A 24,091-nucleotide genomic window follows, 5' to 3' on the forward strand; every position below is an offset into this window, starting at 1 on the left:
AGAAAGAAAATACACACAAAGAAATCAAAGTATAATTTCTCTTTGTGTTCTTCGTGAAAAACTTTGAGCACTTTGTGGTTAAATCTTACTTCTCATTTACCCTTATTATAAACCCTTTGCTGTGGCTTGAAAACTCAGGCGCATACATACATTCAATAGTTGCAACGCCCGAAGAAAACCTTCCCGAATGCGTGATGTGCACAGGGTAATCGAACACATACGTTCCTTTTCGCAGCATGTCGAAAAAGAAATCGGTGGAAGCATCTTTTGTCGATTCATAATAACCTAAACCGTCCTGCCATTTAAAAGAGCTCAATACATTATCAGGTTCCATGGAAGAAGCACGCATATCTTTTAAGTGAACAAACTCCATGTCGCGGTCGGTTTTTATTTCAATGCGGCAAACCAGCTTATCGCCGATGTTTACGGCATCTCCGTCATTCACGGCAAATAATTTTTTGCCTTCATCGGTATTCTTTTCGATGAATAATTTTTTATGAATAGATAAGTTTGTTGCCGCTGTCGTAATCTTATCCATATCCTCAAAGTATTGCCAATACACGCTTCCGTAAGACGGGGATGTAATATTTTTATCAGGCGATGAAACTTTCACGGTAATATTTCCCATATCATTTTTTACATCACTGCCTTTAATGACCTCTTTAAAATAACCTGTTCCCGTTTCAGTTTTGTCAGGCTGAATTGTTTTATTGCCTAATTGAATGGCAACATTTCTCTTATCAATATTCAAATTTTTATTTGCGTTCAGTAAAGCGTAACATGCATCAGCTGTAGCTTTCGTGGTTTTCCAACTGTTGGTTTGCTTATTGATGATGAGCCATTGTTGCATATCTGCAACGGCATCTTTCAATTCATTATTATTTTCTTTTGTTGCAATTTCATTCAGTGCATCAATCATCAAAGACTGCTGTTCTATCGGCGCCTGGTACCAGAAATATCCCGCACGATTATCTTTCCAATACATGCCTTTGGCGCTGTCTTCCACCGCATTTTCCAAAACGGATTTCACGGGTTCGTTTATTGCAAATATTTTATCGCCGTGCCTGTAAGTCGTCAAGGCAATCATGGATTTGAAATAATTGGATTGATTCGTCCAGTATTTTTTCTCTTGCTGATAAAAATAATTTTCCGCTTTGGATAAATTATTTCCGTTATCGAAATAACTTTTTGCCAATAAGTATTGCATTTGTATTGATGATAAATTATCTTTCGATAAATCAATTTTATTTTTAACTAAATCGCTGTAATCCTTATCAATAGCGGATCTCAGATATGTCAATGCTTTGTCGGAAATGTTGGACAATTGCGACAGGTAATTTTTCGGAAGACTGTTCAGCTGCATCAGCTTACCGATTCCCGTTATAATATATTGCGTGATGTAGCGATTTTCATATCCTCCTTTGAACCACGCAAAACCGCCGCTTGACAATTGTAATTCTTTTAATTTGTTTAATAAAGAGGTTAATTGTCCATTCATTTTTTCTGCGTCGAAAAGATTTGCCACATTTCTTTTTTGCGTTGCTTCGCTTTCTGCAGCGGCAACCCAAGGCGTTTCGTTCAACAACAACGTTTTTAATTCCTGATTCTTTTCCAAGTTAGATTGCAATGCCGTCGTATCTTTTAACCATTGATTGAATGTACTCTGTATCGCGGGATTGCTCTTTACAATGTACATGCCGAGCGCATTTGCATAAAACTTGTTGAAAGTTTGTTCCGCACATTCATACGGATATTGAATGAGATAAGGCAACGATTGAACGGCATACCAAACAGGATTTGAAGTATATTCAACCGTTACGCTATTGTTCTGCAAAGTATTGCTCTCATTGTTTTTCAATTTATCAAAACTGAAATTTTTTGTTCCATCGCCTTTCATGAACAAAGGCAAAGACTCCGTTACCAACATTCTGTTGGACAATACAGCGACTTCATGCTGTTCGCCGTCGGAATAATTTCCTGCGCTCGCTTTGATGATGATGGACAACGGTTCGGTATAATCTTCCGGAATATGTATGGGGAATAAAACGGAAGCCGATTGATTGGCGGCTACGCTGAAAGCCGCATTACTGTTGACATTCCAGGAAGTAATTGTTTCATTATTCATCGGATTGATTAATTCAATCGTTGCATTGCCCGACAAAGTTTTATCGCTGAGGTTGCTGATTTTAGCCGATAAATAAATGCTGTCGCCCGCGCGCAAAAAGCGCGGAACATTCGGCTGCACCATCAAAGTTTTTTGCGAAAGAATATTCTTCTCACTGTAACCGAAACTCAGGTTTTTATCATACGCCAGATTCATCCAACGCCAGGAAGTAACGGCATCGGGCATCGTAAATTCTATATTGTAATTGCCATCCTTATCGGCATGCAATTGCGGGTAGAAGAATGCCGTTTCGTTGAAGTTGGTGCGAGGTTGAACGTTTGCAGTTTGTTGAGCGCCGTTTTTTGTAATAATTATCACAACGCCATTTGCTGCTTGTGAACCATAGAGTGCTGTTGCCTGGTCGCCTTTTAAAACGGTTGTACTTGTAATATCATCAGGGGAAATATTGTTTATATCATTTACCACAACTCCGTCTACAACATAAATTGGATTGTTGTTTGTCACAGAATTCGTACCACGAATTTGAATGTTTTGGGTCGCTCCTGTAAGAGCCTGTTTTCTTTGCACACCATATCCAACTACAACTACATCATTAAGGCTTTCATTACCGTTTATAGAAATTCCTGCCGCCTTTCCATTGAGCAAACTTTGAATAGGTGCGTCTTGCACATTTAATCTGTTATAAATATAAGGCTTTTCCGATTCAGCAATATACCGCCTTAGATTAGCATGAGAAATCAAATTGCCCCCGTAAACATTTCCGAATATCAATTCATCATAAACTTTATTTATATAACGATTATCTCTAAAGGAATAATTTATTTTTCCATAATTACTCCTAAAAGTATTTCCTCCCGACCAATTATTCCGCATATAATTATTCACTCCAAAATACGGCAAATTCCAATTCTGCTTATACAATGCATCTAAAGAACCATCATACATAGCACTCAGCAATTCCGCGTTTGCATTTGAACTGTCGTTATTTTTTACATTGATAATAAATTTTTCTTTTGCGCCCGGTTCCGTTTTATCGCGGAATGTTGCATAATTAATATTCAAACTGTTATTCATGGTAACAGGATATATTCCAGTTATATCAGAGTAGAATCGATTGTTCTTTACAAAAGCAAACCCGTAAGCCGCGCCGTATTTATCGCTCTCGCTTGTTGTATAAGTGATTAATTTTTGTGCAGCATCTATATTAAAATTTGAATAAGTCGTTGTCGGATTTCCTTTGAAATCATTCTTCACGAAAGATTGAATTACGTACACATCTTTCGCGCCTGTACCGATTGTTATAGAATCGGTTTTACCTGTTTCAACATAAGGCGTTTTGTTATTTCCGAAAAGATATTCATTCTGCGCCATTGTATAATCAACGACACGTATATATTTCACATCTTTCACTTCATTGCCTTCCTTATCCTTTGCTGTTGCTTCTACATAATACCAACCGTTTTGTAAATGATTGTTTTGAATATCAAAACCGTTTTGCAAAGAATCGTTCATTGTGTGATTATAAATAACATCGCTCTTTTGCCATGAAGTTTGGTCGGTTTCATTATCGTATTCATCGTAAGGGAAATCTTTCAGATACGTTTTCTTATCCATTACAAATTGATCCGGGCGGCTCCAAAACCTTTTCCTGATAAGCCTTTGCGGCGATTGCAGCGGAGAAATTTTTACGGTAACATTTGCAGGAATTTCTTCTCCTTCGAGGTTTTGTGTGGATACATATATCTTTTTCAGCGTATCGATATTCAGCAATTCAGCATTCCCGATATTGATGACCATATTTTTATATCCTACGGAAATATTCTTCTGCGCTTCTCTCGTTTCGCCGTTATTGTCCGTTACTTCAACGGAGATATTATAATTAAATATCGGTTCCGTTTTCTTATCAACACTTGAATCGGGCGAGGCTTTAAAACGAATCGTAAACTTGCCGTTCTCGTCCGTTGTTACGGTATCGTTGAATATTTCTTTCGAAGAAGAATAAGGATATATTCTGCCGTACAACCACGGATAAGGAAAACGCGCCGTGCGTTCCACATTTACTTTTACCTGTGCGCCGTCAACATTATTGCCCGCATACGCTTTCGCGAAACCCGTAACGGTAATGCTGTCGTTGAGTTTGTATTGAGATTTTACAGTATCGAAATCGGCATAAAAAGTCGGGCGCTTATATTCTTCCACACGAAAATTTGTTCTTCCGTTTACATCATCTGCATCAATGGAAAAGTTGCCTGTCAATACATTTTGAGGAATATTGAAAGTGCCTGCAAAAGAGGAATAATCATTTACAAACCGGACAGCCGAATCAACGATTTTATTATTGACATCTTTCAAATAAATATGCAGCGAATCTTTTGTTTGCCAGAGCTTATCGTTGTGCGTGGTTTTATCTTTAGTTAATGCTATTCCCTTATAATAAATTTTTTGTCCCGGACGATAAATTGCCCTGTCTGTATAAAAATAAATTTGCGCTTTGTCTTCTTCATATTCGGCAGGGCTTTCGTCATCATCATCGTCATTATTCCTTGAATAATTATATGAATAATTTGCGCTGAAATCGAGCGTGTCGTTATTTTTTAGAATATATCCGTCATTATATCTTTTGTCATCGTTATTCGGTTCAGGTTTCTTAAAATAACCCTCGCCGTTAGTGGTAACCGTTTTATATATTCTATATTTTTTATTTTTCTCTATTGTAAAATTCACTTTTGCATTATCAATCGGCTTACCTGTTTCTCTGTTCAGCACGAAATAATCATTGCCGTTGGAAATATAAGACAATGCAGAAACATCGAAATTGACGGAAGATAATTTACTTTTCGTACTGAAGTTTTCGCTGTCGCTTGCCAGCAATATATAACTGCCAGCAGGCAACGCATCAATCTTCAATTCAGCTGAATGCCTTTGATAATCATCGTTTGAAGGTAATTGTTGTTGCGACTTTGCAACTATATTTTTATAACGAATTAATGTTGCCCAATAAGCAGAATCTCCGAGATTAAGATTAGTATTTCTGCTGATTTTTAAAACACGCAGATAAACTTTCGACACATTTTTATAATTGAATAAAGTACGCATCGGCAAGTTCGGAGAATTGATACTTTCAATTTGGATGTTCAGCGATTTTTGCGTAATCGAATTTTTCAGTTGCAATAAATTAATCAATCCTTCACTTGTATCTTTTGTATCAATATTTTGACTGATAATTTCCATTGCTTTTGCATAATCGTATCTGTGTGTTGTGTCTCCGTAAGCATTGTAACCCGAAGCGTTGTTCGAATAATATTGCGCCTGCAAATACGCAGCCTGTTTAGCTTCCGGAAGATTCGGATAAATTGAAAGAATATTTTTCAATACAGTTAAGTACAAATTATCTTTGTTCTCATTAATCAGATTATTATAACACCAATCAATTCTTTCTTCATCTGCATCCACAAACGCGGCTTTATTTTCATCGTTGATATGGAATTGCAGAATGTCCTGAAACAATTGCACAGTCTGGTATTGCGCCGATAAAGTATCTTTTGTCGCAAACGGATAATGAATAAATGTTTGCGCATCACTCAACGCTTCTGTTTGATTCAGTTGAAATTCTTCAATAGGTTTTGTATTCGTTGAAGGATTTGTTTTGTAATAATCCAATGCAAAATGCGCCACCAAATCGTACAACGTCGGGCGAAGCTTTGTTACATTTCCTTTTATGACGATTGCACTGTAATCCTTATTCGGCGTGGTTTTCAGTTTATCGTTATTCAATGCATTTTCAAACAATTGATGAATTTTTACTGCAAAATCTTCTGCACTCCAAGTCGCAATATCCGTTTTGATGTAATTAACGGTTTCTTTTCTGTTGAGTATTTGCCAACGGTTTTGATTGAGATAATTAATTAGCAATTGTGCTTCCATCGTTTGCAGCAGGCTTTTTTCAACCGAATTATTTGACTGAGTAATTTGGTTTTCAACTACTGCAATGTTTGCATTAATGTCGTTGTCCTTTATCGTTTGTTCTATGTTTAACCGGTAAATGATTGCTTTGATTTTTTCATCGGCAATATTCAAACGAGCAGCGTTGTTATAAATTTTATTCACTTCGTCCAAAGCGGTTTTAGGCTGGCTCTGTTTTGAAAGTAAGCTATCCACAATTTTCCATTCTTTCTGAAAGCGGCTCTGTGACTGGACTTGTACCGTGCAAATAATAAAAGCAACTACTGAGATAATATTTTTCATAAACTACATTTTTTACATAGATGCAAAAAACAATCCGATTGCATAAACCTACCAAATAAAAAAGCATTGAGCAAATTTCACTCAATGCTTTTAAAAATATTCAAAAAATGGTTTAATTAAAAGTCATCATCTTCTTCGTCGAAGCTGTCGTTGTACAAGCCCAAATCGCCGAAGTCGTCGTCGAACTTGAAGTCGTCGTCATCTTCGTCTTTCTTTTTGCCGCTTGATTTTTTAGCGGCGCCGCTCTTCGATTTGGATTTTGGAATGTCGAACTCGTCAAAGTCCGGGTCCCATTCATCTTCTTCCTCAACCTTGTTCCAGTCGTCGTCTTCTTCTTCAAAATCATCATCATCATCGTCATCGTCTTTTTTCCCGGATGCTTTCTTCTTTGGAGTTTCGTCGTCATCTTCGAAATCCATATCGTCATCATCCAGTTCGTCATCATCTTTTTTGCCTTTCGATGCTGAAACTTTTTTTGCCGGTACAGCGCTTTTCTTAGGCGCGCTCTTTTTTTCTTTGTCGGATTTTGCTGCCATATTCTTCTGAAATTTCTACCGTAAAATTTCAACGAGATTTTTAATCAAACAAATTTTTTCACGATTTTTTTTCACATAATTTTTATTTCAATTTATACGCGGATAATTCACTAAGAAATTATGCAAAATTACAACAGGCAAATGTGCTTGAATTGAGCGTAATTCTTCCGCTGGAAAAATATTGTATTTCCGGTTTTGCCGCGAAAAAACCATAACAATTTACTCATACCAAAACATGACAGTGTTAAATTAATTTTATTTTACAGAAGAAATGCTAAAAATTAAATGTATATACATATATTTACATTTCGTTTGAAAGCATGAAGCCGAAAATTATAGTTAAGACAAAGAAGCAGCTCAGCGATGAAGAGCGTATTGCAATCAATATCATGCGCACCGCATATTCGGTAAGAACATCGTTAAATAATACATTGAAACAATATGCACTTACACCGGAGCAATATAATATTCTGCGTATTCTCAAAGGCGCAGCGCCGGATAAAATATGTGTAAAGCAAATCGCTGAAAGGCTTATAGAACGTAATGCTAATGTGCCTAGAACTGTCGATAAGCTGGTTGCGAAGAAGCTGGTAAAGCGTTCCAACTCTTCCGCAGATAAAAGAGAAACCGTAATGGAAATTGCCATGCCGGGCATCAAGCTTCTGGAAGTCGTAATGCCGGAAATGGAAGCGAATCTCAAAAATATCTGTAATTTGTCTTCGGTAGAAATTGGACAATTAAGCATACTGCTGGACAAATACAGAAACGAAAATGAAAACTGAATGTAGATACATTTATTAATAACCTAAAAAATAAAAAAAATGGCAACGTACAAAATTGACATCACGCACTCGAGTGTCTCTTTCAAAATCAGGCACTTGCTCATCTCCAACGTTACAGGAAACTTTACCTCTTTTGATGCAACGCTCGAAAAAGACGGAGATGATTTTTTGAATGCAAAAGTTTCTTTCACGGCGCAAACGGCAAGTGTAGATACGAACAATGAACAACGCGATGCACACCTGAAAAGCGCAGATTTCTTTGACGCAGAAAAGTTTCCTGAAATTAAATTTGTTTCCACGGGCGTGGAAAAAGACGGCGATATTTACGATATTACAGGCGATTTAACTATCAAAGACGTTACAAAAAGCGTAGTGCTGAGAGCCGAATACAACGGGGAAACTGTGGACCCTTACGGACAAACTAAAATAGGTTTTGAAGGAAGCGGAAAAATCAACAGAAAAGATTTCGGTTTAACATGGAGCGCTGTAACAGAAGCGGGGAGCGTAGTTGTAGGAGACGATGTTAAATTGTTGTTCGACGTTCAGTTTGTAAAACAATAAATTAAATAATGAATATTGAAATTGTTTCGGGAAGCCCGCGGGAACACAGCGTTACGTTGAGAGCGGCATTGTTTTTTCAGCGTCATTTAGCGGAAAAATATCCGCAGCACAATGTTGGTCTTGTTGATTTAAGGAAGTATCATTTGCCTTTTGTGAACGCTGTGTATTCCTCGCCCGACAAAGCTCCTGAAGAATTGCAGCCGCTTGCTCACAGAATGTTTGCTGCGAATGCGTTTATCGTAGTAACGCCGGAATACAACGGAAGTTTTTCGCCTGCGCTCGCAAATTTGTTCGACCATTTCCCCAAACAATTACACAAAGCGTTTGGATTGATTACGGCTTCCGTCGGACCTTTAGGCGGAATGCGTGCTGCTTTACAATTGCAGCATTTTGCGCTGGCATTACAAGGTATTCCATCTCCGCAAATGTTGGTAGTTGGACAGGTTGAGCAAAAGTTTGATGGAGAAGGAAATCTGTTGGCGGAAGCATTTCAAGGCAATATCGATACTTTCACGAGCGAATTTATTTGGCTGGCAGAGAAATTACATTCTTAAAAAATGCCTGTAAATTATATTGTTCATGCCTTTCTACAAAATCGCTGAAGCTATTGATGATATTCCATTTCATGAGAATGGAATGTGCGTATTTTCTGCAGGCGATAAAAAAATTACGCTTGCAAAAATTAATAATCAATTGTACGCGTTTGCAGAACTTTGTCCGCATGCCAGCGTTCCTTTGGTTGATGGCTATGTAAGCCCGAAAGGATATGTTGTGTGCGAATTGCACGAATATCAGTTCAGTCTCAAACATGGCAGATGTCTGAATGTGGAAGATTACAAAATGAAAGTTTACAAAACTGAATTGCGGGAAGATGGTTGGTATGTAGAAGTATGAATAAAAAATCCCGATGAAATTTCATCGGGATTTTTTATTCATGAGATTCGCGCCTACTACGTGTGAATGACATTCGGTCGTTGTGAAATTTAATTTATCAACAAAGGCATTATCAACAACAGTAAATCTTCGTCTTCTTCCTGTTCCGTAGGTTTTATCAGTCCTGCTTTTGAAGGCGTTGACAGTTCCATCTTCACATCATCGGAATTGATAGCACCAAGCATTTCACTCAGAAATTTTGCATTGAAACCAATCTGCAAAGGTTCTCCATTGTATTGACAAGCCAGGCGCTCGTTACCTTCAAAATTGTAATCGACATCCTGCGCATTCAATTGAATTTCGTTGCCTGAAATAGAGAGCGCAACGAGGTTTGTGCTTTTATTGGCAAATACATTTACGCGGCGCAAAGCCGATGCAAATGCTGCTTTATTAATAATTAATGTATAAGGATTTTCCGCAGGAATAACCACTTTATAATCGGGGAAGCGCGCATCAATCAGGCGGCAAATCAAGGAAATTTCTTTGTGCTTGATGAAGAGATGATTTTCCGTGTGGCTGACCGTTAATTCATCTTCATTATCGGGCAATACATTTTTTAATACATTCAGCGGCTTGCGCGGAACAATGAAATTGCTCGTTTCGTCGGGCGAAACACTGGTGCGTTTGTAGCGAACCAAACGATGTGCGTCGGTGGAAACAAACTGGATGTTATCTTTTCCCAACTCAAAATACACACCCGTCATCGCAGGACGCAAATCGTCGGTACTTACAGCGAACAATGTTTTATTAATCGCCGTCAGCAACACACCCGACGGAATGGTAAATGTATTTACATTTTCTTCCGACGGGTCTTTGGGAAAATTGTCCGGGTTTTCGCCCATGATTTTGTATTTACCATTATCACTGGTAATCTCTATCGCAAAATTACTTTCGATATTCAATGTCAACGGCTGGTCCGGTAAGGCTTTCAGCGTGTCCAACAAAATTTTTGCAGGCACACAAAAGCGACCGTTTTCATTGCTTTCAACGCTAATTTGCACACGCATTACTGTTTCCAAATCGGTGGCAACCACGGTAAGTTTTTTATCGCTTACTTCGAATAAAAAATCTTCCAAAATCGGCAATACCGTATTGCTGCTGATAACGCCGCCAATCTGTTGCAGTTGCTTTAATAATGTGGAAGAAGAAACAATAAATTTCATTCGTAACTTTTTTATTTTTCTGTTGTTGAACGGAACTTCGCAGGTAAGTTTTCTTTATGCTAAAAAATTCAAGCTCAGTTTCATTCGGAAATTTTTTTAAATATACTTCTTAAAGTGCAATTTTACTAATTAGAAACGAAACAAGGAAAATTTAATTTGAACATTTGACAATTTGGTAATTTAAAAATGAACCGATTAACGCCGCAACAGGCTTTGCAAAAAATAAAATCGTATTGCGCTTATCAGGAGCGAAGCCATCAGGAAGTGAAAGATAAACTGTATGGTTTTGGATTGTACAAACCCGAAGTGGAAAATATTTTGGGAGAATTGATTGAGCAAAATTACCTGAATGAAGAACGTTTTGCTTCTTTATTCGCCGGCGGGAAATTCCGCATGAAGCAATGGGGCAAAATAAAAATTGTGAATGAATTAAAACTGAAAAGAGTAAGCCCGTACAATATTAAAATTGCGTTGCGGGAAATTAATGAAACCGATTATAAAAACACGTTGGAAAAACTTGCCGCCGCAAAATGGAAGAGTTTGAAAAATGAGCAATACATCAACCGTGAAGTAAAAACTACGCGCTATCTTTTGCAAAAAGGCTTTGAAATTGCATTGATAAAAGAAGCCTTGCAGAAAATAAGAACGAAACAGGTTTAACGAACCAATTTTTGAAGCTGCATAAAACTTTTTTCGCACACATTCACAACGGCGTCTTTTATTTTCCAAAGCTGTTTGTCGCGTTCGCCCGCGATGTTGGAAATGCCGCGCATTTGTAAAAACGGAACGTTATATTGCAAGCCGCAATAGTGTAGCGACGCGCCTTCCATCGATTCGAGAAAAGGATTGTATTTATTTTTCAGTTGTTGAATACGATTTTTATTAGTTGTAATTTCATCAATCGTAATGGCTTTTACTTCGGGCAAATGAAGCAAATTGTATTCTTTTAAAAAAGGATTTTTTAAGCTGATTTTTTCGCCCAAATTCAAATCGACAAGCGATTTCCATTCGCCGTTTTCTTCCACGCCGCAGCTGCCGGAAAATTCTTCTTCAACCACAACCACATCGCCCAAAACGCAGTGTTCATCAAATGTTCCGGCAATGCCCACTTGCAAAATGAAATCAGGTTTTTCTTCCACAATCATTCTTTGTATGGAAAAACAACTTTGTAAAATACCCACGCCGGAAGTGTGAAAATGAATGTTTTTTAAATCGCTTTTTTCAACCAAATTCTTCAATGGCTGTACTTCTAAATCTGTCGCAGAAGTGATGATGACTTTCATAGGTTCAAAAGTAAAAAAATCATAAATCATAAATTGCAAATCATAAATTTTTTGTCATCCTGTCAGCAAAAAGGATTTGGTATTTTCTTTGTTAAACACGGATTACACGAATTGAAGCGAATTAATATTCAAAAGAGATTCGTGTAATTTGTAAAAATTCGTGTAATAAAAAATCAATTATGGAAAAAGGACAAATACGTGTACAGACGGAAAATATTTTCCCGATTATTAAAAAATTTTTATACAGCGAACATGACATTTTTTTGCGCGAATTAATCAGCAACGCGGTGGATGCTTCGCAAAAAATAAAAACGCTTTCGTCTATCGGCGAAGCCAAAGGCGAGTTGGGCGAACTGCGCATTGATGTATCAATCGACAAGGAAAATAAAACGCTCACGATTGAAGACAAGGGTGTGGGCATGACCGCCGAAGAAGTGGACAAATACCTGAACCAAGTGGCTTTCAGCGGCGCGGAAGAATTTTTGAACAAGTATAAAGATGCCAATATTATCGGGCATTTCGGGCTTGGTTTTTATAGTGCATTTATGGTAAGCGACAAGGTGGATGTTTACACCAAAAGTTACAAAGATGCGCCTGCAACTTTGTGGAGTTGCGACGGAAGTCCGTCTTATGAAATAGGCGAAATCGACAAAGCAGAACGCGGAACGAAGATTGTTTTACATATCAACAGCGAAAGCGAAGAATTTTTAGATGCCGATAAAATTCGTGGCTTATTGGAAAAGTTCTGCAAATTCCTGCCGATTCCGATCTTCTTTGAAGACAAACAAATCAATAACACCGAACCGCTTTGGATTAAAAAACCTTCCGAACTCACGGACGATGATTATAAAAATTTCTACAAAGAATTATATCCTTTCGGCGAACCGCCTTTGTTTTGGATTCATCTGAATGTGGATTATCCTTTCAATCTCACGGGTATTTTGTATTTCCCGAAAATCAAACAGAGCTATGAAATTCAGAAAGACAAGATTCAATTGTACAGCAATCAGGTTTTTGTAACTGATGAAGTGAAAGATATTGTTCCTGAATTTTTAATGTTGTTACACGGTGTAATTGACAGTCCCGACATTCCGCTAAACGTGAGCCGCAGCTATTTGCAGGGCGACCCGAATGTGAAAAAAATCAACGCACACATTACGAAAAAAGTTTCCGACAAACTGGAAGAAATTTTCAAGAATGACCGGAAATCTTTTGAAGAAAAATGGGAAAGCATCGGTTTGTTTGTGAAGTACGGCATGATGACAGAAGACAAGTTTCTGGACAAAGCCAATAAATATTTCATCATGCAGGATGCAAAAGATGAAACAGCTTTTTATACACTTGATGAGTACAAAACAGCAACCGAAGCCTTACAAAAAAACAAAGACGACAAATACGTGATTTTGTACACAACAGATTTGGTGCAACAAGACGCTTACTTGAAAGCCGCAGCAGACAAGGGTTTCAAGGTTGTACGCTTTGAAACGATTGTGGACGCCGCGTTCATCAACAATATGGAAATGAAATGGAGCGACGTTCAGTTTACGCGCGTGGATGCGGATATTGTTGATAATTTAATTGACAAAAATGAAAATGCAGAAAGCGTATTAAGCAAAGATGAAACGGAAAAATTGAAATCGTTATTCGATGTAAAAGTTCCGGGACTAAATATTTCGGTAGATGTGAAAGGACTTAGTGCAGAAACTGCGCCGGTAGTTGCAACACGCCCGGAATTTATGCGTCGCATGAAAGATATGGGCGCCGTAGGTGGCGGCATGACTGCTTTCTACGCGACAATGCCTGATGAAGTTAACCTAACTGTAAACGGCAATCATCCAATTTATCAAACATTGTTGAAAGAAGGAAATAAAGCGCAGCAAGAAAAGCAAATTCGTAATCTCGCTGATTTGGCATTGCTTTCACAAGGTTTATTGAAAGGAAGCAATTTGACAGAATTTATTAATCGAAGTGTGGAGTTAATGAAGAATTAATTCTCACAAAGACACAAAGCAAAAGGCTCGAAGATTTATTTTCTTCGAGCCTTTTCTTATATAAAATTCTTTGTGTCTTTGCGAGCATTAATTTATTAATCTTCCCACTTCAACGCGCCTTTTTTAATAATGTAAACAAAACCAACCAGAAAGAATGCTACAAACAACACAACCTCTCCAAAGCCATTCCAGCCGAGACCTTTAAAATTTACGGCATAAGGATAAAAGAAAATCACTTCCACGTCGAACAACACAAACAAAATCGCAATTAAAAAATATTTAATCGCCATCGGTTGGCGCGCATTTCCATGTGTGGCAATACCGCTCGTAAAGTTTTCCAGCTTATCGCTTGTTTTTCTTTTCGGTCCGACCATTGCAGAAAGTCCCAACATTCCAACAACAATAGCCAACGCCACAACTACTTGTATAATGATTGGTAAATAATCCGCAGACTTTTCAACAACTTCTGGTGCTGCGAGTAGAATATTTAATAAACTCATTTTTTTAAAAATTATGCGACAAAATTAAGGTTATTGTGTGAAAAGAAAAACGCTACTTCAATGCCTCAATAATTTTTACAAATTCATCTTCCATCAACGATGCACCGCCGACCAATCCGCCGTCAATATCGGGTTGAGAAAACAATTCATTTGCATTTGCAGCTTTCACGCTTCCGCCGTATAAAATAGAAATTTCGTTTGCTGTTTCTTCATCGTAATGTTTCGCAATCAGCGAACGGAGATGATGCTGAATGTCTTGCGCCTGTTGGCTTGTAGCGGTTTTGCCTGTGCCTATTGCCCAAATTGGCTCATAAGCGATTACTACTTTTTTTATTTCATTTTTTGACAAATGAAAAACAGATTCTTCCAGTTGTTTTGCTACAAAAGCATTTTGCGTTCCCGCTTCGCGAATACCTAAAGGTTCGCCGCAACAAAAAACAGGCGTGATATTATTTTCCAAAGCAATGTCCACTTTCTCTGCAAGAAATTTATAATGCTCATTAAAATATTCTCTGCGCTCGGAATGCCCGATAATTGTGTGTGTGACACCAATCGAGTTCAACATTTCAACAGATATTTCGCCCGTATATGCGCCGGATTTTTTGTTATATATATTTTGTGCAGATACAAAAACATTTTTCGTTCCATTGATAATGTTTACCGCTGCTTGTAAGTATGGCGCAGGCACGGCGAAGACAATTTGCTGATGCTCATTCAGCGTTTTTGCTTTTGATAAAATTCCTTTCAGTAAAGCTTCGCCTTGCTGAAGCGTGAGATTCATTTTCCAGTTTGCCGCCGCAATTTGTGTACGCATGATGCTAATGAATAATTAATGATGAGTAATGAATAATTTTTGTCTTTCTGACTAAATTGACTTTCTGTCTTACTGAAAGTCCAAAGTTTCAAAGATATGTTTCAAAGTTTGAATTTCATCTTCACTTAATTGCTCCTGTTTAAAAGCCATCCAGTTATTGATGTGTTCAACAGCTTTTTCAAATTCATATTTTTCATCAACTCCCCAGGAAAAATTCGGAATAAATTTCGGTAACAAACCTGCGCCAAAAACGTTACAAGCCGCGCCAATACTGCTTCCTGTGTTAATGGAACTGTTAATCGCAACACGCGAATAATCGCCAAGCAGAACACCGAACTTTTTAGTTGTTGGAAGAAATTGTTTGGAATGATAATCGTAAACACCCACATTGCTTGCCGTGTTTTTCACATTGCTGTTGGTGGCGCCTGCACCAAAATTACACCAGCTTCCAATGATGGAATCGCCGAGATAACCGTCGTGCGCTTTGTTGCTACAATGCTGAAAAATGGTGTTTTTGATTTCGCCGCCGAGCGTGCATTTTCGTCCTGTAGAAACTGCACCGTAAATTTTCGCGCCCATTTTTACAACAGAATTTTCTCCCAAAGCAAATGCGCTGCGAATGGCTGAACCTTCCATTACGACTGCGTTTGCGCCGATATAAATGAAGCCTTCTTTCGCATTCAATGTCGCATATTCCATTTCTACATTTTCATCCACGAAAATATTTTCTTCCTTAATGATGTTGTTGGTTGATGATATTTTTTGCGATGGTTTTTCTTTTATAATCAAATGAAATTGTTGTTCTATAATTTTTGCATGATGCTGCAAAAGCTGTTGCGGTGTTTCGATAAAATCAACATTCACATTTGCTTTTACCGATAAAAATTTTTCGCCGTGCAACAATGTTTTCCGCGCCAAAGTATTGCCGTTGTTGTCTTTCAGCGGTTCATCGGTTTTTAAATTTTGTATTTCGTTCCAGATATTTTCGTTGGGCAACAAATGTGCGTTGATATAAATTGTCTCTTCTTGCTCGTCCAAAATTTCATTGGAAGAAATTACTTTTTGCTTGGTAAATTTTTCCCACCATTCTTTAATAGAAAAAATGCCTGCGTGCAACTCCGCAAAAGGTTTTGTAAACGTAAGTGGATAAAATTTTTCTCTCTGCGCTTGTTCTTCAAATAAAATAATTACCATGCTGTGAAGTTTTGAATTATTGCAATTTATGCAAATATTCTTTCGCCGTTAAAACAGGCAACGAAGACAATGCAAAATCTTTTTTGTTGCGCGTAACAATGATGTCCAAATTGTGTTCCTGCGCAATATGAAACTGCACCGTATCTTCAAAATCTTTAAAGTCCGAAACAAGCGCAAGGTCTAAAACCTTATCGTTAAAAGGCAATACGCTGACCAATGTTTTGAACTTCAATAGAATTTTTCTTGCAGTATCAATCTTGTATTGATTGGACAAAAGATAATGCGTATCCGCAAAAGTTAATGCAGAAACGAATAATTTATTTTTGTTGTAATCTGCAAGTGTAAAAAGCTCCTGCGCATCTTTGTAAAATGGCGTTCTTTTCGCAAGCAAATCAATCACAATATTTGTATCTACCAACACTTTGTCCATTAAGCATATTTTTTTGAAAGATAATCTGCACGAGATTTTTTGTAATCTTTTTTCTGCAAATCAATTACGCCCGTAAGACTTTCTACCAAAGGACTTATTTCTTTCTTTGCAGATTTTTTTGAGGTAAGTGAATGCAGATAATTTTCAATCAGCTTGGAAAGGCTTACTTCATTTTCTTTGGCGTAAGACTTCGCATTTTCAATAATTGTTTCGTCTATATTCAATGTAAGTTTCGTGCTCATAAAAATATATTTACGTACAAAATTATAAAAAAATCACGTAAGAATTTATAAGGCACATCTGTGGAATATTATTTTTCAATTCCTAACGAAATCTTATTTTCTTTGCAGCAGGTCTAATCTCTGAAAAGCAGCATATTTTTCTGTTATTTTTGTCCATCTCAAAAACGTTTTTAGTGAAATCAGTATATATATTGTTTGCTTCCGCAGTTTTATTGTCTATGTCGTGCGGAGCGAAAAAAAATAATAAAGCGTCTGCCGGTACTAAATTGCCTGTTAAAGGCGATTCGTCGATATTTAAACCTTTGACGCCGCCGGAAAAGCAATATTATCATGATAAAGCCGAAGCTGCTTATCACAAAATTTTAGGCTCGCATTTCAATGGAGAAATTTTGGTTGCCAAAAACGGGCAAATCGTTTACGAAGATTATCACGGCGTTTATGACTTCCGCAAAAAAACGCCCATAACGCCTGAAACGCCTATGCACCTTGCATCTACAAGCAAAACGCTTACAGGCATGGCAATTTTACACTTGTGGGAAGAACATAAATTGTCATTAGATGATTATATTCAAAAGTATTTTCCCGCATTTCCGTATCAGGGTATTACCATTAAAATGTTGCTGTCGCATCGCAGCGGTTTACCTAATTATTTAGACTTTATGGAAAAAGGTTTTCCGCGCAACAGGCACGCGACCAATCAGGATGTGATTGATTACATGATTGCAAATAGACCTAAGCCGTCCAATTTGCCCAACCGTGCATTTCAATATTGCAATACCAATTTTGTGATACTTGCATCTATTCTGGAAAAAGTAACGAAAATGCCTTATCCGAAATTTATGAAAGACAGTGTGTTTATGCCTTTGGGCATGACGCACACGTATGTTTTTTCGATAAAAGATACGGCAAATTACATACCCACATATTCGGGTAATCGTCCGTTTCCGATGACGAATATCGATTGCACTTACGGAGATAAAAATATTTACAGTACTGTGCGCGATTTACTGAAGTGGGACAGAAGCTTGTATATGCACACATTTATCAAAGCATCCACACTTAAAATGGCATTAGTGCCGCAAAGCCTTGAGCATCCTTCAATGCATAATTATGGGCTTGCGTGGCGCACGTATGTGAATCATAAAACCGGAGATTCCATTGTTTATCACAACGGCTATTGGCATGGCAGCAACAATGTATTTACACGGTTTGTGAAAGACACGGCAACTATTATTTTGCTGGGAAATAAATACAATCCTAATAATTATAATGCAAAAAAGATAGGGGAAATATTTACCGGGATTCCCGACAGCAACGATTTGGCACCTCTGAGCGAAAGCGAATCGGGATTGTAATCGCGGTTACAAAACATTGTTACTTCTTTTCTGTGTTGCATAAATACGCGAAACAATATTTAGCTTTGCTACATTAAACTTTTTTTATGCCGCACGAATCTATTTCCGTGTTTGATATGTTTAAAATAGGCGTAGGACCTTCAAGTTCGCACACGCTCGGACCATGGCGTGCAGCATTGAATTTTGTGCAGTCGGTAAAGGAAAAATACGGCTTGGAAAATGCCGCGCATTTACAGGTTTTGCTCTATGGCTCTCTGGCGAAAACCGGTCATGGACATGGAACGGATGTTGCCGTGAAAATGGGTTTGCTGGGCGAAAACCCGGAAACGACCGATGTTAACCTGATTGATTTCAAAATGCAGCATATAGCCGAAACAAGCAGTCTTCTGCTCGGTGGAGTTTATGCAATTGAATTTAGCCCTTTGGAAGATATTGTTTTTTTGTACAACGAAGCCTTGCCTTTTCATCCCAACGCTTTGACGTTTTTATTAACGCTGAAAAACGGCGATAATATTAGTGAAACATGGTATTCTATTGGTGGTGGATTTGTAATAAAAGAAGGTGAAAATAAGGCGCAGAAAAAAGATAAAGTCGAATTGCCTTTTCCTGTAAATGATGCCGATGACTTGATTTTCTGGTGTATCAAAACGGGACTTTCCATCAACGAAGTCGTTTGGGAAAATGAAAGCGCGTGGCGCAGTGATGATGAAACCCGCGCAGGCATTCTTAAAATATGGGAAACCATGAAAGCCTGTATTTATCGCGGTTGCCACTCAAAGGGAGAATTGCCGGGCGGATTAAAAGTTCGCCGCCGCGCTTATGAACTCAACAAAAAATTAATCAAAAACGAAGTTTATAGTTCTTACGATGAATGGATTGGCTTAATTAAAAAAACGGCGGGGAATTTTAATGCTGTGTTGGATTGGCTAAGTTGTTTCGCGCTTGCCGTGAACGAAGAAAACGCCTCGTTCGGCAGAGTGGTTACAGCGCCTACAAATGGTGCAGCCGGTGTTATTCCTGCGGTGCTGCAATATTATATAATTTTTTGTAACGGCGATGACGAAGATAAAATCATCCGTTTTCTTTTGACCGCTTCAGAGATAGGAAGTATCTTTAAAAAAGGTGCTACTATTTCCGCGGCAATGGGTGGTTGTCAGGCAGAAATTGGTGTATCTTCGGCAATGGCTGCGGCGGCGCTCGCTGAGAGCTTGGGTGGTACGCAAAAGCAGGCATTAATGGCTGCAGAAATAGCAATGGAACATCATCTGGGGTTGACCTGTGACCCTATTGGCGGTTTGGTACAAATTCCTTGCATCGAGCGAAATACAATGGGCGCTATCAAAGCAATTACAGCGTGTCAGTTGGCATTGCAAAGCGCGCCCGATTATGCAAAAGTTTCTCTCGACAAAGTGGTAAAAACCATGTGGGAAACAGCTTTGGATATGAACAGTAAATACAAGGAAACAGCCGACGGCGGATTGGCAATACACATTCCTTTAGGCTTGAGCGAATGTTGATGAAACATAAAACTGAAAATGAAAATACGCAATCTTATATTTTTTCTTTCCTTATTAATTGTGCTGTTTGCTGCTTGCAGTAAAAGCGGCGTTAATGGCGATATTCGTCCGACTTACGTGCAGATGATGAATACTTGTTACGGCAAAACATTCAACCTGCATATCGGCGACAAAGATTTATTGACCGATGTAGCTTATGACAGCATATCTCCTTTCGCAATAGGAACGCCGGGGTTTTATTCGTTGCAGGTAATCAAGAGCACGACAAAGACAAATGTATTAACGGGCAATATTAATCTGCAACCCAACTTATATTATTCGCTTTACCTCGTTCCCGACTCAACAACAGGTTCAGACTCGGTTTTGTATTCACTTACGGGAAATGCGCGTGTTGCACCTTTGTATGATACAGCAAAAATTCAATTACTGAATTTTGCCTACAACCTGCCACCCGTGAATTTTTATATGGTTCAGTTGGAAGGTGCAAATGCCGGAACAACAAATGATACATTGAGGACAAACTCCGTTATTTTTCAAAGCAGGTCATATCTTGATGTAAATGGCAATTCGGCGTTGGCGCAATTTTATTCAGTACATACGCTGCGATATAAATTTGTTTTTCAGCGAAGCGCCGACCGGCAAGATGTGTATGATACAAGTTTCTCGCTTATCAAAGGGGCGTTCTATACAGTTCTCCTTGAAGGCAATTATGAAAGCACAGGCGCCGATTCGATGAAAGTAAGATTCATTCAGCAATAGCGCGAAAGCATTTATCTTTGCGGCAATCAAATTTTCACAAACATAAAACACAATGCAACTTTCTTCTCTTTTAGACAGATTTGCCGAGCCGGAAACGCTCAAAATGGCAAAACTCGGACGCGAACTGCGCGCACAAGGAATCGATGTAATTGATTTAAGTCTTGGCGAACCGGATTTTGATACGCCGCAGCACATAAAGGATGCAGCTGTTAAAGCCATTAATGATAACTGGTCGCACTATACGCCTGTTGCGGGATATTTGGATGCACGCGAAGCTGTTTGTACAAAACTGAAAAGAGATAATAATTTAGTGTATAAACCTGAAGAAATAGTTTTGTCAACAGGTGCAAAACAAAGCCTGGCAAACGCCATCCTTGCTTTGGTGGACGATGGCGACGAAGTAATTATTCCTACGCCGTATTGGGTTACTTATTCCGAGTTGGTAAAAATTGCACGTGGAAAAGTAATGGAAATCCGCACTACGCCGGAAGCGAAATTTAAAATCAATGCTGCACAATTAGAAGCAGCTATCACGCCGAAAACAAAGGTGTTTTTGTTCTCTTCGCCATGCAATCCATCCGGCGCAGTTTACAGTAAGAAAGAATTGGAAGCGTTGGCAGAAGTATTTAAAAAGTACCCGCAAATTGCCATCATTTCCGACGAAATTTATGAATACATCAACTATGTAGGCGCACACGAAAGCATTGCACAGTTTGAAGAGCTTCGCGACAGAGTCGTGATTGTAAACGGATTGAGCAAAGGTTTTGCCATGACGGGTTGGCGTTTAGGTTATACAGCAGCACCTATCGATATTACAAAAGGAATGGAAAAATTGCAGGGACAAATGACCAGTGCAACCAACTCCATTACGCAGAAAGCAGCAGTAACGGCTCTTACAACTGATATTACTCCTTCGCTGGAAATGACGAAAGAATTTACGCGTCGCAAAAAACGTGTACTGGAATTGGTAAGCGAAATAGAAGGATTAAAAGTTACTGAACCTGATGGCGCGTTTTATATTTTTCCTGATGTAAGCGCTTTCTTCGGTAAAACGGACGGAACTACAACCATCGGAAACTCCGCAGATTTTTGTATGTATTTGCTGAACACGGCGCACGTTTCTTCCGTGATGGGTGCGGCTTTTGGCGAACCGAACTGTGTGCGTTTTTCTTTTGCCAACAGCATCGAAAACATCGAAAAAGGCTGGGCAAGAATTAAAGACGCTTTGGCAAAACTGAAATAAATATATGCCATAGATGCACAGATAGTTTGCTGAATGTATTTGTGGTTATTCAGCATGAATTTTTGAATAAATAAAAGGCTTCCCAAATTTTCGGGAAGCCTTTTGATTTTAATAAAGCGCCGTTCTTATTTTTTATTTACACCCCACTTTTTATTTGGTTTTGCGCCCATTACAAAATCGAGCGTGCCGCCGTTTTCAATATCGCTGTGCGTGATGTAAGTTTTGTTGTATTTCTCTCCATTTAGTTTTACAGATTGGATATATCTGTTTTCCGGCGAAACATTTTTCGTGGTAACGGTAAAGGTTTTTCCGTTTTCTAAATGAATAACCGCGTTCTTTAAAACCGGCGAACCGATGTCATAAATTCCGTCCGCAGGATTTACAGGATAAAAACCCATCGCGCTAAAGATATACCACGATGACATTTGCCCGCAATCTTCATTGCCTGAATAGCCGGAAAATGAATTATTATACAAAGTATTCAGCACTTGTGAAACGTAATATTGTGTTTTCCATGGCTGACCGGCGTAGTTGTATAAATATGTGATATGATGGCTCGGTTCATTGCCGTGCGCATACTGACCGATGAAGCCGGAAGCATTACCGTTCTTTTCGGCAGAAGTGTCTTTTAAAGTAAAGAAAGAATCGAGCTTTGCAATGAATTTTTCTTTTCCGCCGAACAAATTAATCATGCCGTCAACATCTTGCGGAACATACCAGAGATATTGCCACGCGTTGGCTTCGGTATAAGGATAGCCGCCGTTGCCGCCGTATGACAATGGATTGAACGGCGTAATCCATTTGCCGTCGCTGTTCTTACCTCTGAAAAATCCGGTGGAAGCATCATACACGTTTTTATAATTTTGGCTTCTTTGCATGAAGTAATTATAGTCGTCCGTTTTGCCGAGCTTTTTCGCCAATTGTGCCACGCACCAATCGTCAAAGCTCATTTCCAAAGTGATGGATACAGATTGTGATTGCTTGTCTTCCGGCATATAATGATATTTGTCCCAGACATTAAAAGGAGAACCTTGATGACTTACCGTTGAAGACGCTTTTACTGCTGCATAGGCTTCGTTAATATCGATGCCCGGAATGCCTTTTAAAACAGCATCCACAATCGCGGGAATGGCGTGGTTGCCAATCATGCAATAATTTTCTTCGCCCCACAATTGCCAGATAGGAAGATAGCCGTAAGTTTCGTATTGGCGCATCATACTACGGACAAAACCGGCGTCTTTATCAGGCTCAATGAGCGTGTACAAAGGATGTGCTGCACGATAAGTATCCCACAATGAGAAGGTGGAGTAATTGGTTTTATCTGCCGCTTTGTGAATGGTGTAATCGCTCGCCATATAATCGCCGTTTACATCGGCAAGGTTATTCGGCTGCGTAAATGCGTGGTACAAACCTGTATAAAAAATTTGCTTTTGTTCCAATGTACCATCGATGGAAATTTTGTCCAATTCTTTTTCCCATTGGCTTTGCGCATCGCTCACAACTTTTTCAAAATCCCAACCGGGGATTTCCGTTTGCAGATTTTCTTTTGCGTTTTCTGCGCTTACTTCAGACAGACCAACTTTTACCAATAGAGGACTTCCGTCTTTTGTATCGAAATTAAATGCTGCGCGAAGGTTGGTTCCGTTAACGATAGAATTGTTTTGATAAACGCGTCCGCCGTCCACCATTTCGTTGGATAAAATAGGTTTGGAAAATTGTGCATAGAAATACACTTTTCTCAGCTGTGCCCAACCTGTAATGATTCTGTAACCTTCAATGGTTTTATTATCAATTTGCCTTATTTGTGCATCAATGATTTTGCATTGCCAATAGCCTCTTTTTTTATTCAGAGAATGATTCATATCAAGAATCACATGACCTTCATTTCCCTGTGGAAAAGTATAACGATGAAAGCCAGCGTGCGCTGTTGCCGTAAGTTCAACGTTGATGTTGTAATCCTGCAACTTTACCTGATAATATCCGGGCTTTGCAGATTCGTCTTTGTGTAAAAATGCAGATTGGTAGCCGCTTCCCGGTTTGCCGGCATCGCCGGGAACAGTTTTAATTTCGCCTGTTGTGGGCATCAGCAATACATCAAACAAATCGGAAACGCCCGTTCCGCTTAAATGCGTATGGCTGAAACCGATAATGGTTTTATCATTATAATCGTAGCCCGAAGCCGGGTCGTCGGGACCAATTTGTGTATCCGGGCTTAATTGTACGAAACCGAAAGGAACGGTAGCTCCGGGGAAATTACTTCCGGATAAACTGGATGCATCTACCGCGCCTGTGCCGATAAACGGATTGACGTATTGAACAAGATTCTGCGCCTGCAAACTCAGCGACGAGCCGATGAATGCTGCGATGGGAACAATGAATTTTTTCTTCATAAAGTGAATAGCTAAAATTTAAACTACA

Annotated in this window: 20 protein-coding genes; 10 read left to right on the plus strand and 10 right to left on the minus strand. The window is 38.8% G+C overall.

Features of this window, described 5'->3' with window-relative positions; all coding sequences use genetic code 11:
• Positions 1-85: 85 nt before the first annotated feature.
• Together A9P82_RS12525 and A9P82_RS15505 are read right to left on the minus strand one after the other, a co-directional pair.
• Positions 86-6,370: an alpha-2-macroglobulin family protein gene (locus A9P82_RS12525; protein ID WP_066208326.1), complete on the minus strand. Its 6,285-nt coding sequence runs from the start codon at positions 6,368-6,370 to the stop codon at positions 86-88.
• 116 nt (positions 6,371-6,486) lie between these two features.
• The gene (locus A9P82_RS15505; RefSeq protein ID WP_066208328.1) at positions 6,487-6,906 is read right to left on the minus strand and encodes a hypothetical protein; all 420 of its coding nucleotides are present in this window, start codon (positions 6,904-6,906) and stop codon (positions 6,487-6,489) included.
• 320 nt (positions 6,907-7,226) lie between these two features.
• On the opposite strand from A9P82_RS15505, the gene A9P82_RS12535 reads away from it, so the two are divergent.
• From A9P82_RS12535 to A9P82_RS12550, 4 genes are read left to right on the plus strand one after another with little or no spacing between them, the layout of a single operon-like run.
• Positions 7,227-7,688, plus strand: a complete 462-nt coding sequence (locus tag A9P82_RS12535) for a MarR family winged helix-turn-helix transcriptional regulator (protein ID WP_066208330.1) — start codon at positions 7,227-7,229, stop codon at positions 7,686-7,688.
• 39 nt (positions 7,689-7,727) lie between these two features.
• Entirely contained in the window at positions 7,728-8,249 is a 522-nt protein-coding gene (locus A9P82_RS12540; RefSeq protein WP_066208331.1) for a YceI family protein, read from the plus strand.
• 8 nt (positions 8,250-8,257) lie between these two features.
• A complete protein-coding gene (locus A9P82_RS12545; RefSeq protein WP_066208333.1) occupies positions 8,258-8,803 on the plus strand; it encodes an NADPH-dependent FMN reductase in 546 nt (181 codons plus the stop codon).
• A gap of 25 nt (positions 8,804-8,828) precedes the next feature.
• Positions 8,829-9,143: a Rieske (2Fe-2S) protein gene (locus A9P82_RS12550; RefSeq protein ID WP_066208335.1), complete on the plus strand. Its 315-nt coding sequence runs from the start codon at positions 8,829-8,831 to the stop codon at positions 9,141-9,143.
• A gap of 89 nt (positions 9,144-9,232) precedes the next feature.
• On the opposite strand, the gene dnaN is transcribed toward A9P82_RS12550, so the two are convergent.
• Complete coding sequence (gene dnaN, locus A9P82_RS12555; protein ID WP_066208338.1) at positions 9,233-10,345, minus strand: DNA polymerase III subunit beta; 1,113 nt, start codon at positions 10,343-10,345, stop codon at positions 9,233-9,235.
• Between the two features lie 186 nt (positions 10,346-10,531).
• Between dnaN and A9P82_RS12560 the strand changes: the two genes are divergently transcribed.
• Positions 10,532-11,005, plus strand: a complete 474-nt coding sequence (locus tag A9P82_RS12560; protein WP_066208340.1) for a regulatory protein RecX — start codon at positions 10,532-10,534, stop codon at positions 11,003-11,005.
• On the opposite strand, the gene A9P82_RS12565 is transcribed toward A9P82_RS12560, so the two are convergent.
• On the minus strand, positions 11,002-11,658 hold the full coding sequence (locus tag A9P82_RS12565; RefSeq protein ID WP_066208342.1) for a phosphorylase family protein: 657 nt from the start codon (positions 11,656-11,658) through the stop codon (positions 11,002-11,004). The genes A9P82_RS12560 and A9P82_RS12565 overlap by 4 nt on opposite strands.
• A gap of 149 nt (positions 11,659-11,807) precedes the next feature.
• On the opposite strand from A9P82_RS12565, the gene htpG reads away from it, so the two are divergent.
• Positions 11,808-13,619, plus strand: a complete 1,812-nt coding sequence (gene htpG, locus A9P82_RS12570; RefSeq protein WP_197492170.1) for a molecular chaperone HtpG — start codon at positions 11,808-11,810, stop codon at positions 13,617-13,619.
• 95 nt (positions 13,620-13,714) lie between these two features.
• Here htpG and A9P82_RS12575 read toward each other — a convergent pair whose 3' ends face one another.
• From A9P82_RS12575 to A9P82_RS12595, 5 genes are all read right to left on the minus strand, one after another.
• The gene (locus tag A9P82_RS12575) at positions 13,715-14,119 is read right to left on the minus strand and encodes an NADH-quinone oxidoreductase subunit A (protein WP_066208346.1); all 405 of its coding nucleotides are present in this window, start codon (positions 14,117-14,119) and stop codon (positions 13,715-13,717) included.
• A gap of 52 nt (positions 14,120-14,171) precedes the next feature.
• The gene (gene tpiA, locus A9P82_RS12580) at positions 14,172-14,933 is read right to left on the minus strand and encodes a triose-phosphate isomerase (protein WP_066208347.1); all 762 of its coding nucleotides are present in this window, start codon (positions 14,931-14,933) and stop codon (positions 14,172-14,174) included.
• A 69-nt stretch (positions 14,934-15,002) separates the two neighbouring features.
• Entirely contained in the window at positions 15,003-16,127 is a 1,125-nt protein-coding gene (locus A9P82_RS12585; protein ID WP_066208348.1) for a putative sugar nucleotidyl transferase, read from the minus strand.
• A 16-nt stretch (positions 16,128-16,143) separates the two neighbouring features.
• Complete coding sequence (locus A9P82_RS12590) at positions 16,144-16,557, minus strand: type II toxin-antitoxin system VapC family toxin (RefSeq protein WP_066208351.1); 414 nt, start codon at positions 16,555-16,557, stop codon at positions 16,144-16,146.
• Complete coding sequence (locus A9P82_RS12595) at positions 16,557-16,799, minus strand: DUF6364 family protein (protein WP_066208352.1); 243 nt, start codon at positions 16,797-16,799, stop codon at positions 16,557-16,559. The genes A9P82_RS12590 and A9P82_RS12595 overlap by 1 nt, the downstream gene beginning before the upstream one ends.
• 173 nt (positions 16,800-16,972) lie before the next feature.
• Between A9P82_RS12595 and A9P82_RS12600 the strand changes: the two genes are divergently transcribed.
• The 4 genes from A9P82_RS12600 (at position 16,973) to A9P82_RS12615 (ending at position 21,673) form a co-directional block, all read left to right on the plus strand.
• On the plus strand, positions 16,973-18,154 hold the full coding sequence (locus A9P82_RS12600; RefSeq protein ID WP_156522685.1) for a serine hydrolase domain-containing protein: 1,182 nt from the start codon (positions 16,973-16,975) through the stop codon (positions 18,152-18,154).
• An 86-nt stretch (positions 18,155-18,240) separates the two neighbouring features.
• A complete protein-coding gene (locus A9P82_RS12605; RefSeq protein WP_066208355.1) occupies positions 18,241-19,671 on the plus strand; it encodes an L-serine ammonia-lyase in 1,431 nt (476 codons plus the stop codon).
• An 18-nt stretch (positions 19,672-19,689) separates the two neighbouring features.
• Positions 19,690-20,430, plus strand: a complete 741-nt coding sequence (locus A9P82_RS12610; RefSeq protein WP_066208356.1) for a DUF4397 domain-containing protein — start codon at positions 19,690-19,692, stop codon at positions 20,428-20,430.
• A gap of 52 nt (positions 20,431-20,482) precedes the next feature.
• A complete protein-coding gene (locus A9P82_RS12615; RefSeq protein WP_066208358.1) occupies positions 20,483-21,673 on the plus strand; it encodes a pyridoxal phosphate-dependent aminotransferase in 1,191 nt (396 codons plus the stop codon).
• A gap of 125 nt (positions 21,674-21,798) precedes the next feature.
• Here the strand turns inward: A9P82_RS12615 and A9P82_RS12620 are convergent, their stop codons facing one another.
• On the minus strand, positions 21,799-24,063 hold the full coding sequence (locus A9P82_RS12620) for a GH92 family glycosyl hydrolase (RefSeq protein ID WP_066208360.1): 2,265 nt from the start codon (positions 24,061-24,063) through the stop codon (positions 21,799-21,801).
• Positions 24,064-24,091: the final 28 nt, after the last annotated feature.

The sequence above is a fragment of the Arachidicoccus sp. BS20 genome (assembly GCF_001659705.1).
In the GTDB taxonomy this organism is placed as follows: Bacteria; Bacteroidota; Bacteroidia; order Chitinophagales; family Chitinophagaceae; genus Arachidicoccus.

Excerpts from the sequence above, each read along its gene's own strand:
- A9P82_RS12525 (WP_066208326.1), bottom strand. The coding sequence starts at position 6,370 with ATGAAAAATATTATCTCAGTAGTTGCTTTTATTATTTGCACGGTACAA.
- A9P82_RS15505 (WP_066208328.1), bottom strand. The coding sequence starts at position 6,906 with ATGGCAGCAAAATCCGACAAAGAAAAAAAGAGCGCGCCTAAGAAAAGC.
- A9P82_RS12535 (WP_066208330.1), top strand. The coding sequence starts at position 7,227 with ATGAAGCCGAAAATTATAGTTAAGACAAAGAAGCAGCTCAGCGATGAA.
- A9P82_RS12540 (WP_066208331.1), top strand. The coding sequence starts at position 7,728 with ATGGCAACGTACAAAATTGACATCACGCACTCGAGTGTCTCTTTCAAA.
- A9P82_RS12545 (WP_066208333.1), top strand. The coding sequence starts at position 8,258 with ATGAATATTGAAATTGTTTCGGGAAGCCCGCGGGAACACAGCGTTACG.
- A9P82_RS12550 (WP_066208335.1), top strand. The coding sequence starts at position 8,829 with ATGCCTTTCTACAAAATCGCTGAAGCTATTGATGATATTCCATTTCAT.
- dnaN (WP_066208338.1), bottom strand. The coding sequence starts at position 10,345 with ATGAAATTTATTGTTTCTTCTTCCACATTATTAAAGCAACTGCAACAG.
- A9P82_RS12560 (WP_066208340.1), top strand. The coding sequence starts at position 10,532 with ATGAACCGATTAACGCCGCAACAGGCTTTGCAAAAAATAAAATCGTAT.
- A9P82_RS12565 (WP_066208342.1), bottom strand. The coding sequence starts at position 11,658 with ATGATTTATGATTTTTTTACTTTTGAACCTATGAAAGTCATCATCACT.
- htpG (WP_197492170.1), top strand. The coding sequence starts at position 11,808 with ATGGAAAAAGGACAAATACGTGTACAGACGGAAAATATTTTCCCGATT.
- A9P82_RS12575 (WP_066208346.1), bottom strand. The coding sequence starts at position 14,119 with ATGAGTTTATTAAATATTCTACTCGCAGCACCAGAAGTTGTTGAAAAG.
- tpiA (WP_066208347.1), bottom strand. The coding sequence starts at position 14,933 with ATGCGTACACAAATTGCGGCGGCAAACTGGAAAATGAATCTCACGCTT.
- A9P82_RS12585 (WP_066208348.1), bottom strand. The coding sequence starts at position 16,127 with ATGGTAATTATTTTATTTGAAGAACAAGCGCAGAGAGAAAAATTTTAT.
- A9P82_RS12590 (WP_066208351.1), bottom strand. The coding sequence starts at position 16,557 with ATGGACAAAGTGTTGGTAGATACAAATATTGTGATTGATTTGCTTGCG.
- A9P82_RS12595 (WP_066208352.1), bottom strand. The coding sequence starts at position 16,799 with ATGAGCACGAAACTTACATTGAATATAGACGAAACAATTATTGAAAAT.
- A9P82_RS12605 (WP_066208355.1), top strand. The coding sequence starts at position 18,241 with ATGCCGCACGAATCTATTTCCGTGTTTGATATGTTTAAAATAGGCGTA.
- A9P82_RS12610 (WP_066208356.1), top strand. The coding sequence starts at position 19,690 with ATGAAAATACGCAATCTTATATTTTTTCTTTCCTTATTAATTGTGCTG.
- A9P82_RS12615 (WP_066208358.1), top strand. The coding sequence starts at position 20,483 with ATGCAACTTTCTTCTCTTTTAGACAGATTTGCCGAGCCGGAAACGCTC.
- A9P82_RS12620 (WP_066208360.1), bottom strand. The coding sequence starts at position 24,063 with ATGAAGAAAAAATTCATTGTTCCCATCGCAGCATTCATCGGCTCGTCG.